Below are 14146 nucleotides of genomic sequence, written 5' to 3'. Positions count from 1 at the left end.
AAAAACCGCAATTGTACGGGAGCCGTGAAAAAGCTGCGCGTCCGCTATTCGCTAGCCGGTGTAGCGTCCGCTGCGGCGGCCAGGGAACTGGTCGCTGGGCCTGCAATGCCCGCTCTTCTGCCTGGTGGACACGCGGCCATCGCGGATGCGAGGCGCAAGGTGCACAGGAAAAGGATCGCCCCACGCGACGAGGCCTGGCGGCGTCGGTACTGCCGGCAGGCCGAACTCGATGGAGATGGACGCGGCCGCCAGGTCATGCGTCGGGATGCCGTGCCGGTCGATTGCCTGCCGCAGGCAGGAGGCCCAGGTACGGGCCAGGTCGGTACATATGGGCGACGCGGGTTGGACACTCGCATCCAGCATGTCGATCTCGACCCGGTTGGCCGAGATCCGCGCCTCCTTGTAGAGCACGCCAAGCGCCCAGTAGCCTTCATGGTCATTGTAGCGCCCGACGAATTTGTCGAGCAGTCCTGCTGCGGTGTGGTTCAGCTTGCGCCTGGAAATCATGACGGTGGCTCCATCGATCGGCGCAGCGCCTGGCGCCGCCCCGCGGATCGGCAAACATGGTTGGCCAGGGGAGGAGATTACCATGAAGCCTGCTCAGGGGTGGACACGCGGCGCGGAGCCAGACAAGGTATCGCGGCGCAGCCGTACCCGCGTGTGGGGCGCCCGGATTCCGGCCGACATGCCCCAGGCCGCCGCCCAGCGCAGCGCCCGGTCGGTCTCGGGGCCGAACGGCCGCGCCCGCGCCGCACGGTCGAGCGCGGCCGACGTGCGTTGCATCGCGTAGAGCTTCTTGACGGAGACAGTCTTGGCCATGGGTCCAAGATAATGTCTCCCCGGGCCGGGGACGGTGCCTTACCTAACGCATGCTGCAACCGGGTCCAGCCGAAGCAGCAGGCTCAGGGAGCAACCGCCGACGCCAACGGCGGCGTCAGCGGGGGCCGCTCGAACACCGGCGTCAGCCCGTCGTCCACGGCCTTCAGCGCCTGCAGCGCCATGGCGTAGGCGCCCTCATAGGACTTGGCGGCCGCGATGAAGCGGCCGTTGTGGCAGAACTTCGCGTCCGGCACGCCGGTCACCGCCGCCAGATCGGCGTCGCGCAGGCCGGCCCAGGATTCGGGCAGGTCGGCGCGCGCCTCGAAGGTGTCGGTTGTGGCCGGCACCGTATGGAGCATGTAGCGGTCTTCCGACAGGCTGTGGCTGAGCACGAACAGCACCTTCGGCATCTCCTTGCGCACCACCGAACTCCATGGCAACGCGGCGTTCTTCAGGAACAGCAGGCGGCCGTTCTCGAGCGCCTCGGACTGCCGCACCTGCGCCAGCGCGGCCAGCGCGCCGACACGGTACTTGACCGCATTGATCATCACGTCGGCAAGGAATGCCATCGCCTTGCGGAACTGCGCCAGGCGGTAGGCCTCGGCCTGCTCGCCATAGCCCAGGCGCTCCTCGTCCATCCAGTTCGGGTTGTAGCCCGACACCACGGCCGACAGGCCATAGCCGCCCGGTGCGTTCTTGGCCGCGCCCACGTCGGACAGGTCGAGGTACTGCACGATGTCGGCATCGATGGCGTAGGCCAGCCCCTGGGCCGTGTCCTCGTCGAGCTGCTGCCCGGTGTGCGCCAGCGCCAGCGCGGCCACGCAGCGCCCGCCGTATTCGCGCCAGACCAAACCGGCGCTGGCGTAGGGCACGCCGCTGGCGCGCGCACCGCCGAAGCCCTTCTGGTGATGGTCGAAGCGGCCCGCGGCCGGGTCCCAGATACCGCCGACGTCGACGACGAAATCGGCGGCCTCGATGAGCGCCGGCTCGCGGGTGCGGACGATGGCGGCGTCGGGGAACAGGATGTGCAGCGCGGCGACCGCCCATGCGTCGTCCGCATGGAACTTGCCGTTGTGGGTCACGATGACCATGAAGACTCCAGGATGCTCGGTTCGAAGGGCTGCATCATACCGCCTTCAAGGCGGCCTCGGCGCGAGCCGCTGCGGATGGCTGTAGAGCACGTGGCGCCCTCCCCGCACGAAGCCGGCCAGGGTCATGCCGGCTTCCTGCGCCACCTTCACCGCCACATCCGGACCGAAGAAGAAACTGCAGCCGGCCTGCCCGAAGTCTTCGCGCACCACGGTGCCGGCACAACCCGTACAAGATTGCCCAGCCACCAGCAAAAATTCTTGCAGGAATGTCAAACTTCTCCGCCTTCGATCCTGCGCAATGGATGAGACCGTTGCCTTCTTGTCCATGGCTGCGTGCGTGGCTAGATTGTTCATGCGAGCTCATGCATACCGCATGGCTGCCTCTTTGGGGAGTACACGATGAAACGTATCCTGCCCGTTCTGCTCGATGCCGCGCAGCGTTTTTCCGCCGGCATCGCCTCCTCCACCCGCCGCATGAACCCGCTGCGCCGGCGCCTGCTGCTGGGCAGCGCCATGCTGGCGGCCGCCATGTCGTTCACCAGCCAGCCCGTGCATGCCCAGCCGTGGACGACCGAACAGTGGACCACGACCTGGGGCACGGCGCCGGCCGGACCGCCGCCGGAAACCGCCCTGCAGACCTTCACCGACCAGACGCTGCGCCTGATCGTCCACACCAGCATCGGCGGCAACCGCGTGCGCATCCGGGTGTCGAACGAACTGGGGACCACGCCCTTGACCATCGGCGCAGCCCGCATCGGCCTGCGCGCCGGCGGTTCGGACGTCGCGGCCGGCACCGACCGCCCGTTGACCTTCGGCGGCCGCACGGCGATCACGATCCCGCCGGGCGCCCCGGTGCTGTCCGATCCGGTCGAGCTGAACGTTCCGCCGCTGTCCGACCTGGCCGTGAGCCTGTATTTGCCCGGCACGGTGCAGGCGACGACGCTGCACTCGCTGGCGCTGCAGACCAACTACGTTTCGCTGCCCGGTAACTTCACGGCCGCGGCGACGCTGCCGGTGCAGCGCACCATCACCATCTGGCCCTTCCTCACGGCTGTCGAGGTGGACTCGGCCGGGCCGGCCATCGTCACGCTCGGCAACTCGATCACGGACGGCACCCGCAGCACGCCGGACACCAACAACCGCTGGCCCGACTGGCTGGCGCGGCGCCTGCAGACCGAGCGCGACCCGGTGCTCGGCATCAATGCCCGCTTCGGCGTCGTCAACCGCGGCATCAGCGGCAACCGCCTGCTGGGCAACTCGCCGAATCCGCTGGCCGGGCGCAGCGCGCTGGAACGCTTCGACCGCGACGTGCTGTCCACCGCCGGCGTGCGCTACCTGGTGGTCCTGATCGGCATCAACGACATCGGCAACAGCTCGCCCGCCAATCCGGTCACGGCGGAAGACCTGATCGCCGGCTACCGCCAGCTGATCGCGCGTGCGCATGCCAAGGGCATCAGCGTGATCGGCGGCACCCTGACGCCCTTCGAGGGCGCGGCCTATTACTCGCCCGAGAAAGAGGTGGTGCGGCAGGCGGTGAACAACTGGATCCGTAACAACGACGAGTTCGATGCCGTGATCGACTTCGACCGCGCCACCCGCGACCCGTCGCGCCCGACGCGCCTGCTGCCGGCCTATGACAGCGGCGACCACCTGCATCCGAACGACCTGGGCTACCAGGCGATGGGCAATGCGGTGCCGCTGGCCGTATTCCGCAGCGCGGCCAGGGCGCTGCAAGCGGAGCCGGCAGCGACAGCGGCGCCGGCGCCGGCGAAGTGACCCATAGGGGGGCAGGGCAATGTAGTCCAGTGGACCACATTGCGCCCACGCGCTCAACCGGAGCATGAAATTCCAGCTCGCCCGCCCTGCCAAAACAAACCGCCGGCAATGCCGGCGGTTCTTTCATCAGGAATTGCCCCCGGTGCGGGACGTCGTCGGCAGCGGCCTGCCCGGCTTCCACAGCCGCGACAGGGATTGCGCTTCCTCGATCTGCTCCTGCGTCATCTGGCGCGAAATCGCGGCGCGCTGGTCGACCGCGTTGCGGTTGCCGCTGGCGGCCGCCAGGTTCCACAGCATGTAGGCCAACACCATGTCCTGCGGCATGCCGGCCTGGTGGTAGCGGTACATCAGGCCGAGCGCATGCTGGGCCTCGGCGTGCCCCTGCTCGGCCGCCTTGCGGAACCAGGTGACGGCGTGGCGCTGGTCCTGCGGCACGGCGTTGCCGGTGTAGTACATGGCGCCCACCACATACTGCGCGTCGGCCTTGCCCTGCTGGGCCGCCTTGTAGTGCCAGGAAAAGGCCTGCTTGTAGTCGCGCGCGACGCCCCGGCCCATGTAATACATCAGGCCCAGCAAATGCTGGGCGTCCGCATGGCCGGCCCGGGCAAGCGGAACGATCTCTTTCAGTGCTGTCGCGTAGTTGCGCGCGTTGTACGCGCTCGCCCCTTCCGCAAAGCCCGCGTGCGCGCCGGCCTGCAGGCCGAGTGCGCATACGATCGCTATGAGTAGTTTTTTCATGTCTCGTACATGGAGTCGGGATCTCTGCGTATCCCTGGTCCTCGTAAGGTATCCCGTTGTTCTTGTTCGTTCTGTCTTCTTGTTGTTCTGGTGCTGCCGAGGGTTCCGCCTACTTCCAGTTCACCTTGCCCAGGCCGTCGACGCTGACCTTGCGATTGAGCGGCTTGCCGAACACGGTCACCGAACCCAGGCCCGACAGCGTCACGTTGGCGGCGTCCCTGGCGGTAACGGTCGCGTTGCCCAGGCCGGACAGCTCGAGGATCACGCTCTCGGCCGCGAAGGCCCTGGCGTCCAGCCCGCCCAGGCCGCCGAGTTCGGCCTTGAGCTGCCGGCTGCGGCCGGACAGGACCACGTGGCCGGCGCCGCTCAGGTTCAGCTCGACGCTGTCGCTGTTGATGCCATGGATTTTCATGCTGCCGACGCCGCCGAGCTTCGCGCTCAGCAACCTGTAGTTACATGATACATTCATTGAGCCGGCGCCATCGAGGTTGAGCTCGAGTTCGTCGCCCGAAAAGCCACTGATCGCCGTGCCGCCCAGGCTCTCGGAACTCACTTCGCGCAGGTTCGGCAAGGTCAGTTCGGCGTGCAGGCCCATGCTGCGCCCGAGGTTGATGCCCGCACCCTTGGTCTCGGTGCCGATGTTGAGGGTGTCGCCGCTCTGCAGCGTGGTGGTCCTGCCGAGCAGGCGCGGGTCGCCCGTGAGCACCAGCATTGGCGTCGCGCCCTGGCGGATCTTCAGGTCCACCACCCCGTCGAGCCTCACGCGCACCACGCGCGCATCGACCGGGCGCGTTTCGGTGGCCGTGTCCGGCGCCGCGACCGCGCTCCCCGCAGCGGTGAACAGCGGGGCGAACAGCGTGGCGCACAGTGCCGCAAAGGCCACGCCGAGCTTGGAAAGGTGCTTCATCGGGTTCTCCAGAATGACAGATACATGTTCCTGGTCGCTGGCCGACAGCGATTGGCTACCGGCCGCAACATGACCAGCGGATTGCCGGTCTTGGCATGTTGCAACTATATCGGCTTTGCCGCCGTCACCCCAGCTTCGTGCGATGAACTGCAAAAAGCGCCGTCCAGGGCGGCATATGGCGGGACAGGCGTGCGTTGCCGCGCTTGGACATTGCACAAACTTTTCCGTCTAAAAAGATTACTTATTGGCATGTTATTACGCTAAGATGCAGCGCATGACAGCCTGGCTGTCAAGACAAGCTCACCTTCCCGAGTACATTTTCGAGGTCACCCATGCGCATGCGCCAATTACCTGTTTTGCTGGCAGGGCTCGCTTTTTCGCTGTCGGCATTCGCCGCCAAGTCGGACCAGTGGACCCTGCCGGTCAATGTCAAGAAGCTCGACAACGGCCTGACGGTCATCGTCACCGAAGACCACAGCTCGCCGACCGTCGGCGTCTCGGTCGTCTACCACGTGGGCATGCGCCTGGAACCGAAGAACCGCACCGGCTTCGCCCACCTGTTCGAGCACTTGATGTTCCAGGGCACCCCGAACGCCAAGAAAGGCGTGTTCGACACCACCATCACCGCCGGAGGCGGGCGCAACAACGGTTCGACCCGTCCCGACTACACCAACTACATCGAGACCGCCCCGGTGTCGGCGCTCGAGCCGATCCTGTGGCTGGAAGCGGACCGCATGAAGACACTCGACTTCAACCCGACCACGCTGAAGAACCAGCAGGACGTGGTCAAGGAGGAGATCCGCGTGAACGTGAAGAACCAGCCCTACGGCGGCTTCTACTGGATCGACATCAGCCAGCACGCTTTCCAGAAGTGGGAGAACAACCACGACGGGTACGGCAGCTTCGAAGACCTCGAGAATGCCAGCCTGGACGACGTGCGCGCCTTCCACCGCGACTACTACGGCCCGAACAACGCCGTGATCGCCATCGCCGGCGACGTCACCCCGGCCCAGGGCTTCGCGCTGGCGCAGAAGTACTTCGGCGCGATCCCGGCCCGCCCCACCCCGAAGCCGACCGACTTCAGCGAAGGGCTGAACACGCAGGAAAAGCGGGTGGTGCAAAGCGACCCGCTGGCGCAGGTGCCGGCGATCGCCGCCGCCTGGAAGGTCCCGCCGCGCGGCCACCGCGACCAGCCGGCAATGGCCGTGCTGGGCGAACTGCTGGGCGGCGGCGACGCCTCGCTGTTCTACCAGGGCCTGGTGAAGGGGCGCGAGATCGCCCTGAACGTCGACACCCTGTTCGGCCTGACCGGCCCGTTCGAGTACGACGGCCCGACCGTGATGACCATCTTCGCGCTGTACAAGCCGAACAGCAGCGCCGACGCCATGCTCAAGGCCATGGACGAGGAGATCGCCAGGGTCGTCCAGAACGGCGTCGACGACGCTACCCTCAAGCGCATCAAGACCCGCATGCTGGCCAACTGGAACAACCAGCTGGAAAGCTTCATCAACCGCGCCGACATGATGGCCAAGATGCAGGTGCTGTGGGGCGACGCCAACGTGGTCAACAAGATCCCGGGCTGGATCGACGGCGTGACCTCGGAAGACATCCAGCGCGCAGCGCGCACCTACCTGGTGCCGACCAACCGCACCGTCATCGACCGCAAGCCGGCCGCGATGCTCGCGGCCCCCGGCGCAACCCCTGCCGCTGCAGCCCCGGCTGCGGGCACCAACAAATAAGGAGCGCATCGATGAAAAAACTGATGCTCGCATTCGCCGTCTCGGTCGCATTCGCGCCGGCGGCCGCCCATGCCGCAAGCTCCGCGCCCGCCGCGGACCAGAACCTGCCGATGCCCGCCTACGGCAAGGACAAGCCGATCCCGGTGCCGAAGATCGCCAAGAAGACCCTGCCGAACGGCCTGGTCGTCTGGTTCGTGCCGCGCCAGGGCCTGCCGCGCGTGGACTACGTGCTGGCCGTGCGCGGCGCCGGCTTCGCCGCCGACTCGCCGCAGACCCCGGCCTTTGCCGGCATGCTGGCCGGCCTGCTCAACGAGGGCACCGCCAAGCGCGACTCGCGCGCGATCGCCGAGGCGGCCCAGGCCATGGGCGGCGAAGTCGCCGGCAGCCCGACGTCGGACGGCATCGTCGTCTCGGCCAATGCCCTGGCCTCGCAGGCCGGCCCGATGATGCAGCTGCTGGCCGAGATCGCGCGCACGCCAACGTTCCCGGAAAGCGAAGTGCAGCTGGCCAAGGCCAATGCGCTGCAGTCGCTGCGCGTGTCCGAAACCCAGCCGACCTTCCGCGCCGAACGCGCCCTCAACCGCGCGGTCTACGGCGAGCACCCGTACGGCCGCACCACCCCGACCGTGGAATCGATCAACGCCGTGACCCAGGACATGCTGCGTGCGGAGCACGCCAAGCGCATGCGCCCGGACCGCGCCCTGCTGGTCATCGCCGGCAACATCAAGGAGGCTGAGGCGATGAAGCTGGCGCAGGCGGCCTTCGGCGACTGGAAGGCCAGCGGCCCTGCCCCGGCCGAGACCGCGTCGGCCCCGGGCACGGCCAAGCCGGCGCGCATCCTGCTGCAGCGCGACGGCAGCGTGCAGTCGACCCTGCGCCTGGGCAGCCCCGGCATCGCCGCCAGCGCCCAGGACCAGATCCCGCTGCGCCTGGCCAGCACCATCCTCGGCGGCGGCTTCTCGAGCCGCGTGAACACCAACCTGCGCGAGGAGAAGGGTTATACCTACGGCGCCTCGGCAGGCGCGCGCATGCACCGCGCGGGCGGCGCGATCGTCGGCGGCGCCGACGTGCGCAACGAGGTCACCGGCGCGGCGCTGAACGAATACTTCGGCGAGTACACGCGCATCGGCACCGAGCTGGTGCCGACCAGGGAAATGGAGATGAACAAGCGCTACGTGGCGGGCGGCTACCTGCTGACCAACCAGCTGCAGCGCGGCGTGGCCAACACCCTGGCGGCGAACTGGCTGGTCGGCCTGCCCGCGGAGTTCCTCGGGGAGTACGTGCCGCGCATCCAGAAGGTGACGCCGGAACAGGTGCGCGACGTGTCGAAGAAGTACTTCGCGCCGGAGAAGCAGTCGATCGTCGTGGTGGGCGACCAGAAGGCGGTGGGCGAGCAGCTCAAGGCCTTCGGGGAGTTCACGGTGACGGACAAGTAATTCTTCCGCTGCAAAGGAAAAGCCCCGCTGGCGCGGGGCTTTTAACTTTCCGGGTTACGCACCGTCTTGGATTTCTGCATGTGGCCCGCAGCAGGTCAGTCAGCCGACAACTTCATCAACACCAGCCCCGACACGATCAACACCGCCGCCACGACCCGCATGACGCTCAGGTGCTCTCCCAGCAGCGTGACCCCGACCACGAACGCGCCCACGGCGCCGATGCCGGTCCAGATGGTGTAAGCGGTACCGAGGGGAATGCTGCGCATGGCCGCGGAAAGCAGCACGAAACTGATGACCATCCCGACCAGGGTGACGAGGCTGGGCCAGAGCCGGGTGAAGCCTGCCGACTGCTTCATCGCCACCGCCCACACGACCTCGAAAAGTCCCGCTACCAACAACATGATCCAAGCCATACCGGCTCTCCTTTCGAAAAGCCGGGCCGTCCCGGACATTCTTCCCACCGCGGGGGAGGTCGTCCTCCTGTCGGCATTCTAGCCGAAGTGGCTCATCCTTTCAGCGCCTTCTCCAGGTCTTCCAGCTCCGCCGGTTTCACGAGGTGGGCGTCGAAGCCCGCTTCCTGCGCGCGGCGGCGGTCTTCCGGCGAGCCGTAGCCGGTATGCGCCACCAGGCGGATCGAGGACAGCGCCGGGCTCTTCTTGATCCGGCGCGCGACCTCGTAGCCGTCGATGCCCGGCAGGCCGATGTCGAGCACGATCACATGCGGCTTGTGGCGCAGCGCCAGCTCCTCGATCTGCGAGGCGTCGGCCGTGGTGCAGGTCTCGTAGCCCATTTCGGCCAGCAGGAAGCCCATCATCTCCATCGCATCGACATTGTCGTCCACCAGCAGCACGCGCATGCCGCTGCCGCCGGTGTCGGGCCCCGTACAGTGGTCGGGCCGGGCCTCGGGCGAGGCGACGCGCAGCAGCGGCAGGTCGACCGTGAAGGTGCTGCCCATGCCGATGCCCGGGCTTTCGGCCGACAGGTGGCCGCCGTGCAGTTCCAGCAGGTGCGACACCAGCGACAGGCCGATACCCAGGCCTTCCGGCGCGCGGTCCGGCGGCGCCCCGACCTGCGCGAACATGCCGAAGATGCGTGGCAGGTTGTCCTCGGCGATGCCGATGCCGTTGTCGCGCACGGCGATCTTCACGCGTCCCGCCTCGCGGCCCTCGCCCAGGCTGACGGTGACGCCGATCTCGCCGCCCTTGGGCGTGAATTTCGCGGCGTTGTGCAGCAGGTTGCCGACCGATTGGGCCAGGCGTACCGGGTCGCCGTTCACCCACACCTGCTGTTCCGGCAAACTCACGTTCAGGTGGTGTTCGCGTGCGGTAATCAAGGGACCGGCGGTTTCGACGGCCTGGTTCACCACGGCGCCCAGGTCCACCTCCTCGGTGCGCAGCACGATCTTGCCTTCGGAGATGCGGGCCACGTCGAGCAGGTCGTCGACCAGGTGCGCCAGGTGGTCGACCTGGCGGGTGATGACTTCCCGTGCGCGCGCCTGGCGTTCGTCGACCTTGTGGCCGCCGCTTTCGCCCGCCACGCCCAGCAAGGCGGCCGCGTTGCGGATCGGGCTGAGCGGATTGCGCAGCTCGTGGGCCAGCGTGGCCAGGAACTGGTTCTTGTTGCGGTCGGCCGCGCGCAGCAGCGCTTCCATTTCCTTGCGCGCCGTGATGTCGCTGGTGACGCGCGCCACGCGGTACACCTCGCCGCGCGCATCGCGCACCGGGAACAGGCGGTCGCGCACCCAGCGCGTGCGCCCATCGGGCACGCTGATGCGGAACTCGTCGTCGTAATGGGCCGCCCGCGGCAGCTGGCGCCAGCGCACGGCGATGCGTTCACGGTCGTCGGGATGCACGGCATCGAGCCAGCCGCCCGGCTGTTCGCGCAGCGAGGCCACGCTGCGTCCCCAGATGTCGGCATAGGCCGGGCTGACGTACACCAGGTCGCCCCCGGGCACGGCGAACATCCAGAACACGTCGTCGATGTTGTCGGTCAGCTGGCGGAAGCGCTCCTCGCTGTCGCGCAGCTCGACCTGGGTCTGGCGCATGCGCAGCAGCGCGTTGACGTTGGCGATCAGCTCGTCGGCCTCGATCGGCGCCGCCAGGTAGTTGTCGGCGCCGCCTTCCAGCCCGCGGATCTTGTCGGCGCGCCCGGTCAGCGCGGCCGAGGTCTGCAGCACCAGCACCATGGCGCTGTCGGGATCGGCCTTGATGCGGCGGCAGACCTCGATGCCGTTGATGTCCGGGAGCTTGACGTCCAGCAGCACCAGCGCCGGGCACAGGCGCTTGACCATCTCCAGCGCATCGGTGCCGTTGGTCGCCTCCACCACCTCGAAGCCCGCCCCTTGCAGGATGCGGGTCTTGGCGTAGCGGGCGCCGTCGTTGTCGTCCACGTTGAGGATCAGGGTCGGATTGGCTTTCATGATTCGGTTCCGTCTTGGCTGCTGTCCGGGGAGGACTGCGGGAAGCGTCGCGGCAGGGTCAGCGTGAAGGTCGAGCCGACGCCGGGCGTGCTGGACACGTCGACGCGCCCGTGCAGCAGGTCCGCCAGCTTGCGGCACAGCGGCAGGCCGAGGCCCGTTCCCTTGCTGCGCCGCTGGAGCGGATGCTCGATCTGGCTGAACTCTTCAAAAATCAGTTGCAGGTTGTCGGGGCTGATGCCGATCCCGGTATCGGCGACCGCGAACTCGATCGTGTCGCCCGCCGCGCCGTAGGCGGCCGAGACCCGCACCGTACCATGCTCGGTGAACTTGAGCGCATTCGATATGAAATTGCGCAGGATCTGCGAGATCTTCCCTTCGTCGGAATCGAAGGCCTGCTCCACCTCGGAAGGCTCGAACACGAGCTCCACGCGGCCTTCGTCCACCAGCGGGCGCAGCATGCCCTTGAGCGCGCGGAACAGGTTCTCCACCACCACCGGCGCCAGCAGGACCTCGACCTTGCCGGCCTCGATCTTGGCCAGGTCGAGCAGGTCGTTGACCAGCTCGGACAAGTCGTTGGCCGCCTTGGCGATGAACTGCACCTGCCGTTCCTGCTCGACGGTCAGCTCGCCGTCCATGCGGTCCAGCAGCAGCTGGGCCAGCGCGCGGATCGACGACAGCGGCGTGCGCAGCTCGTGGCTGGTGTTGGACAGGAAGCGCGACTTCATCTCGTCGGCGCGGCGCAATCGCTCGGCCTTGTCCTCGATCTCGGCGTACAGCGCCACGATGCCGCGGTTGGTGTCTTCCAGCTCGCGCGTCAGCGACAGCAGGTCGTCCTGGCGCTCGCGCAGCTCGGCCAGCGTCGCCACCAGTTCCTGGTTCTGCAGCTGCAATTCCTGCAGCGTGTTCGAGACCGGGCTGGCGGCAATGCGGGCGCTGATGTCGGCCAGTTGCGACGGGACGATCATGACCTGGGGCGGCAGCGCCTTGCGCATCGTGATCGCGGTGGCCACCCCCTGCTCCGGTTCCACGTCGCACGAATCCATCAGGCGGTGCGCCGTGATCAGGGCCAGTTCCGGCAAGGACCTGGTGATGCCCTCCTGCAGTCCGGCCGGCGCGGACGCCATGCGCGGGCCGGTACCCGGGTTGATCGTCACTTCGAGGTGCTGGCGCATGCCGATCCTGGCCAGCAGGAAGGAGGCGCGCCCGCCCGAGCCCTGGTGGCAGGCCACCCGCGCCACTTCCGACACGGCGGTGGCGACGCGCACCTGGTCCTGCTGCGAAAAGCCGAGCAGTTCCGACAGCTGGCGCGCGCGCTGGCGCACCAGCACCACGTCCGGGTCCTGGTCCAGGGCGACATTCAGGATGCGCTGGGCCGTCATGAAGCGCTCCCGTGGCGGCGCACCACCAGCACCATCGCATCGTCGCGGCGGCGGATGAAGTCGCGCATGAGCATGGCCGCGATCAGGACCGTGCTGCGTCCCGCCAGGCCCGGGTACTTGTCCAGGTCCCACTGGGTCTGGATGCCGTCCGAGTGCAGGATGCACAGCGCGCCGCGCGGGAACGGCACCGCGAACTCCTGCACCTTGCGCATGTTGTGGCCGACGATGCCGTTGTGCGACACCAGCGCGCGGCGGCCGTCCTCGATGACGCAGCCGGCGATGTTGCCGATGCCGGCAAAGCGCAGCTCGTCGCCTGCGAAGTCGATGCGCGCGGTCGCCAGCGCGGCGCCGCGCGTGCTGCGCAGGGCTTCGTGGGCCGCGAGCATGAGTTCGTCCGCCTGTGCCGTCTTGTTGCGGCCGAGCGTCTCGATGGCTGCCGCCGCCGCGCGCGCCGCGTCGGGACCATGGCCCAGGCCGTCGGCGGCGAGCAGCGTCGCGCCGCGTGCGTCGCAGCGCACGGCCCAGCCGTCGCCGCATTCGTCCTCGCCCGCCAGCGGCGCCCACAGCGCGCCGATCTCGACACCGCAGGGTTCCGGCGCCGGCGAATCGCGCCACAGGCGCATGAAAAAGGCCGCGCCGCGGCCCGGTTCGGTGTAAACGTCGAATTCGTCGGACAGCCGGCGCAGCGCGCCCAGCCCGGTGCCGGCGGTGCCGGTGGTGGACATGCCGTCGACCAGGCAGGCGTCGATGTCGGCAATGCCCGGCCCGCTGTCGAGCGCCAGCACGTCGACGCCGCTGCCGGCCGCCGACTGCGCCGGGCCGATGTGGATCTCGCCCTCGCCCGCATGCTTCAGGATGTTGGTGGCGGCCTCGGTGACGATCAGCGCCAGTTGCCCGGCGCGGGTTTCGTCGAAGCCGAGTTCGTCGGCCAGGCGCTGGCCGGCACGCCGTGCGGCGGAAACATCGCTGGCGTGCGTGATGGCGAAGACCTGCTGCCGCGTGAGGGAACTGATCAGCGCTTCCATTTGACTACCTGCACGGCAGTGCCCTCTCCTGGCCGGCTGTCGATGGTGAACTCGTCGACCAGGCGCTTGGAACCGCCCAGCCCCAGGCCCAGGCCGCCGCCGGTGGTGAACCCGTCGCGCAGCGCGCTGTCGACGTCGGGGATGCCCGGCCCGGCGTCGATGAACAGCAGCCCGACGCCGTTGCGGATGCCGTCGGACAGGCTGTCGAGGTGGACCTCGCCGCCGCCGCCATACTTGATCGTGTTGCGCGCCAGTTCGCTGGCGGCGGTGACGAGCTTGGTCTGGTCCACGAGGGACAAGGCGATGGCCACCGCGCGCTCACGCACCTGCTTGCGCAGCCCCACAACGTCCTCGTCCGATTGCAGGCGCAGGGTCACGCGTGCGGTGCGGTGCTGGCGGTGGCTATCCAGCAGCGCGGTCTCGAACAGGACTGCATTGGTATGCGCGTCGTTCATTACTTGTAGCTCTTTCCGAGCAGGGTCATGCCCTTCTCGACGTTCAGTGCGGTCTTCACGCCGTGCAGGGTCAGGCCCAGCTCGACGAGGGTGATCGCCACCGCCGGCTGCATGCCGACGACGACCGTCTGGGCGTCGAGCACGCGCGCCATGGCGGCGGTATTGCTGATCATGCGGCCGATGAAGGAATCGACCAGGTCGAGGGCGGAGATGTCGATCAGGACGCCCTTGGCGCCGTCGCTCACGATGCGCTCGGTCAGGTCGTCCTGCAGCTGCATGGCGAGGCGGTCGTGCATGTCGACCTGGATCGTCACGAGCAGCAGGTCGCCCATGCGCAGGATAGGGATGCGTTCCATGTGCGC

At 68.0% G+C, this 14146-nt stretch carries 15 protein-coding genes; 4 read left to right on the top strand and 11 right to left on the bottom strand.

The window, feature by feature from the left end; all coding sequences use genetic code 11:
* Nucleotides 1-51 precede the first annotated feature (51 nt).
* Nucleotides 52-507 (bottom strand): hypothetical protein, encoded by a 456-nt coding sequence (locus tag ACFFJK_RS18940; RefSeq protein ID WP_379681197.1) that lies wholly within the window; start codon nucleotides 505-507, stop codon nucleotides 52-54.
* Between the two features lie 82 nt (nucleotides 508-589).
* Between ACFFJK_RS18940 and ACFFJK_RS18935 the strand changes: the two genes are divergently transcribed.
* On the top strand, nucleotides 590-790 hold the full coding sequence (locus ACFFJK_RS18935) for a hypothetical protein (protein ID WP_379681196.1): 201 nt from the start codon (nucleotides 590-592) through the stop codon (nucleotides 788-790).
* Nucleotides 791-902: 112 nt separating this feature from the next.
* Here the strand turns inward: ACFFJK_RS18935 and ACFFJK_RS18930 are convergent, their stop codons facing one another.
* Complete coding sequence (locus tag ACFFJK_RS18930; protein WP_379681194.1) at nucleotides 903-1910, bottom strand: MYG1 family protein; 1008 nt, start codon at nucleotides 1908-1910, stop codon at nucleotides 903-905.
* Nucleotides 1911-1955: 45 nt separating this feature from the next.
* Nucleotides 1956-2264: a formate dehydrogenase accessory sulfurtransferase FdhD gene (locus ACFFJK_RS18925; RefSeq protein WP_379681192.1), complete on the bottom strand. Its 309-nt coding sequence runs from the start codon at nucleotides 2262-2264 to the stop codon at nucleotides 1956-1958.
* 45 nt (nucleotides 2265-2309) lie between these two features.
* Between ACFFJK_RS18925 and ACFFJK_RS18920 the strand changes: the two genes are divergently transcribed.
* Complete coding sequence (locus tag ACFFJK_RS18920) at nucleotides 2310-3686, top strand: SGNH/GDSL hydrolase family protein (protein WP_379681191.1); 1377 nt, start codon at nucleotides 2310-2312, stop codon at nucleotides 3684-3686.
* 126 nt (nucleotides 3687-3812) lie between these two features.
* On the opposite strand, the gene ACFFJK_RS18915 is transcribed toward ACFFJK_RS18920, so the two are convergent.
* Both ACFFJK_RS18915 and ACFFJK_RS18910 read right to left on the bottom strand, forming a co-directional pair.
* Nucleotides 3813-4424 carry a tetratricopeptide repeat protein gene (locus tag ACFFJK_RS18915; RefSeq protein WP_379681190.1) on the bottom strand — a complete coding sequence of 204 codons (612 nt, stop codon included), beginning with the start codon at nucleotides 4422-4424 and terminating at the stop codon, nucleotides 3813-3815.
* Nucleotides 4425-4533: 109 nt separating this feature from the next.
* On the bottom strand, nucleotides 4534-5331 hold the full coding sequence (locus ACFFJK_RS18910; RefSeq protein ID WP_379681188.1) for a GIN domain-containing protein: 798 nt from the start codon (nucleotides 5329-5331) through the stop codon (nucleotides 4534-4536).
* A gap of 338 nt (nucleotides 5332-5669) precedes the next feature.
* Here ACFFJK_RS18910 and ACFFJK_RS18905 point away from each other — a divergent pair, with 338 nt between their 5' ends.
* Both ACFFJK_RS18905 and ACFFJK_RS18900 read left to right on the top strand, forming a co-directional pair.
* Nucleotides 5670-7070, top strand: a complete 1401-nt coding sequence (locus tag ACFFJK_RS18905) for a M16 family metallopeptidase (RefSeq protein ID WP_379681186.1) — start codon at nucleotides 5670-5672, stop codon at nucleotides 7068-7070.
* A gap of 11 nt (nucleotides 7071-7081) precedes the next feature.
* Nucleotides 7082-8506 carry a M16 family metallopeptidase gene (locus tag ACFFJK_RS18900; protein WP_379681185.1) on the top strand — a complete coding sequence of 475 codons (1425 nt, stop codon included), beginning with the start codon at nucleotides 7082-7084 and terminating at the stop codon, nucleotides 8504-8506.
* A gap of 95 nt (nucleotides 8507-8601) precedes the next feature.
* On the opposite strand, the gene ACFFJK_RS18895 is transcribed toward ACFFJK_RS18900, so the two are convergent.
* From ACFFJK_RS18895 to ACFFJK_RS18870, 6 genes are all read right to left on the bottom strand, one after another.
* Complete coding sequence (locus tag ACFFJK_RS18895) at nucleotides 8602-8919, bottom strand: DMT family transporter (RefSeq protein ID WP_379681184.1); 318 nt, start codon at nucleotides 8917-8919, stop codon at nucleotides 8602-8604.
* 92 nt (nucleotides 8920-9011) lie between these two features.
* Nucleotides 9012-10925, bottom strand: a complete 1914-nt coding sequence (locus ACFFJK_RS18890) for an ATP-binding response regulator (RefSeq protein WP_379681182.1) — start codon at nucleotides 10923-10925, stop codon at nucleotides 9012-9014.
* Nucleotides 10922-12304: an ATP-binding protein gene (locus ACFFJK_RS18885; protein ID WP_379681180.1), complete on the bottom strand. Its 1383-nt coding sequence runs from the start codon at nucleotides 12302-12304 to the stop codon at nucleotides 10922-10924. The genes ACFFJK_RS18890 and ACFFJK_RS18885 overlap by 4 nt, the downstream gene beginning before the upstream one ends.
* Nucleotides 12301-13329, bottom strand: a complete 1029-nt coding sequence (locus tag ACFFJK_RS18880; protein ID WP_379681178.1) for an ATP-binding protein — start codon at nucleotides 13327-13329, stop codon at nucleotides 12301-12303. Before ACFFJK_RS18880 ends, ACFFJK_RS18885 begins: the two co-directional genes overlap by 4 nt.
* Entirely contained in the window at nucleotides 13317-13784 is a 468-nt protein-coding gene (locus tag ACFFJK_RS18875) for an anti-sigma regulatory factor (RefSeq protein ID WP_379681177.1), read from the bottom strand. Before ACFFJK_RS18875 ends, ACFFJK_RS18880 begins: the two co-directional genes overlap by 13 nt.
* Entirely contained in the window at nucleotides 13784-14140 is a 357-nt protein-coding gene (locus tag ACFFJK_RS18870) for an STAS domain-containing protein (protein WP_379681176.1), read from the bottom strand. The genes ACFFJK_RS18875 and ACFFJK_RS18870 overlap by 1 nt, the downstream gene beginning before the upstream one ends.
* Nucleotides 14141-14146 lie beyond the last annotated feature (6 nt).

The sequence above is a fragment of the Massilia consociata genome (assembly GCF_042432755.1).
Classification (GTDB): domain Bacteria; phylum Pseudomonadota; class Gammaproteobacteria; order Burkholderiales; family Burkholderiaceae_D; genus Telluria; species Telluria consociata.
Note: the sequence above shows the minus strand (reverse complement) of the source record. Positions and strands in the feature narration are given on the sequence as shown.

Bases quoted from the DNA above. Each gene is read 5' to 3' on its own strand.
- ACFFJK_RS18940 (WP_379681197.1), bottom strand. From the start codon at position 507: ATGATTTCCAGGCGCAAGCTGAACCACACCGCAGCAGGACTGCTCGAC.
- ACFFJK_RS18935 (WP_379681196.1), top strand. From the start codon at position 590: ATGAAGCCTGCTCAGGGGTGGACACGCGGCGCGGAGCCAGACAAGGTA.
- ACFFJK_RS18930 (WP_379681194.1), bottom strand. From the start codon at position 1,910: ATGGTCATCGTGACCCACAACGGCAAGTTCCATGCGGACGACGCATGG.
- ACFFJK_RS18925 (WP_379681192.1), bottom strand. From the start codon at position 2,264: ATGAACAATCTAGCCACGCACGCAGCCATGGACAAGAAGGCAACGGTC.
- ACFFJK_RS18920 (WP_379681191.1), top strand. From the start codon at position 2,310: ATGAAACGTATCCTGCCCGTTCTGCTCGATGCCGCGCAGCGTTTTTCC.
- ACFFJK_RS18915 (WP_379681190.1), bottom strand. From the start codon at position 4,424: ATGAAAAAACTACTCATAGCGATCGTATGCGCACTCGGCCTGCAGGCC.
- ACFFJK_RS18910 (WP_379681188.1), bottom strand. From the start codon at position 5,331: ATGAAGCACCTTTCCAAGCTCGGCGTGGCCTTTGCGGCACTGTGCGCC.
- ACFFJK_RS18905 (WP_379681186.1), top strand. From the start codon at position 5,670: ATGCGCCAATTACCTGTTTTGCTGGCAGGGCTCGCTTTTTCGCTGTCG.
- ACFFJK_RS18900 (WP_379681185.1), top strand. From the start codon at position 7,082: ATGAAAAAACTGATGCTCGCATTCGCCGTCTCGGTCGCATTCGCGCCG.
- ACFFJK_RS18895 (WP_379681184.1), bottom strand. From the start codon at position 8,919: ATGGCTTGGATCATGTTGTTGGTAGCGGGACTTTTCGAGGTCGTGTGG.
- ACFFJK_RS18890 (WP_379681182.1), bottom strand. From the start codon at position 10,925: ATGAAAGCCAATCCGACCCTGATCCTCAACGTGGACGACAACGACGGC.
- ACFFJK_RS18885 (WP_379681180.1), bottom strand. From the start codon at position 12,304: ATGACGGCCCAGCGCATCCTGAATGTCGCCCTGGACCAGGACCCGGAC.
- ACFFJK_RS18880 (WP_379681178.1), bottom strand. From the start codon at position 13,329: ATGGAAGCGCTGATCAGTTCCCTCACGCGGCAGCAGGTCTTCGCCATC.
- ACFFJK_RS18875 (WP_379681177.1), bottom strand. From the start codon at position 13,784: ATGAACGACGCGCATACCAATGCAGTCCTGTTCGAGACCGCGCTGCTG.
- ACFFJK_RS18870 (WP_379681176.1), bottom strand. From the start codon at position 14,140: ATGGAACGCATCCCTATCCTGCGCATGGGCGACCTGCTGCTCGTGACG.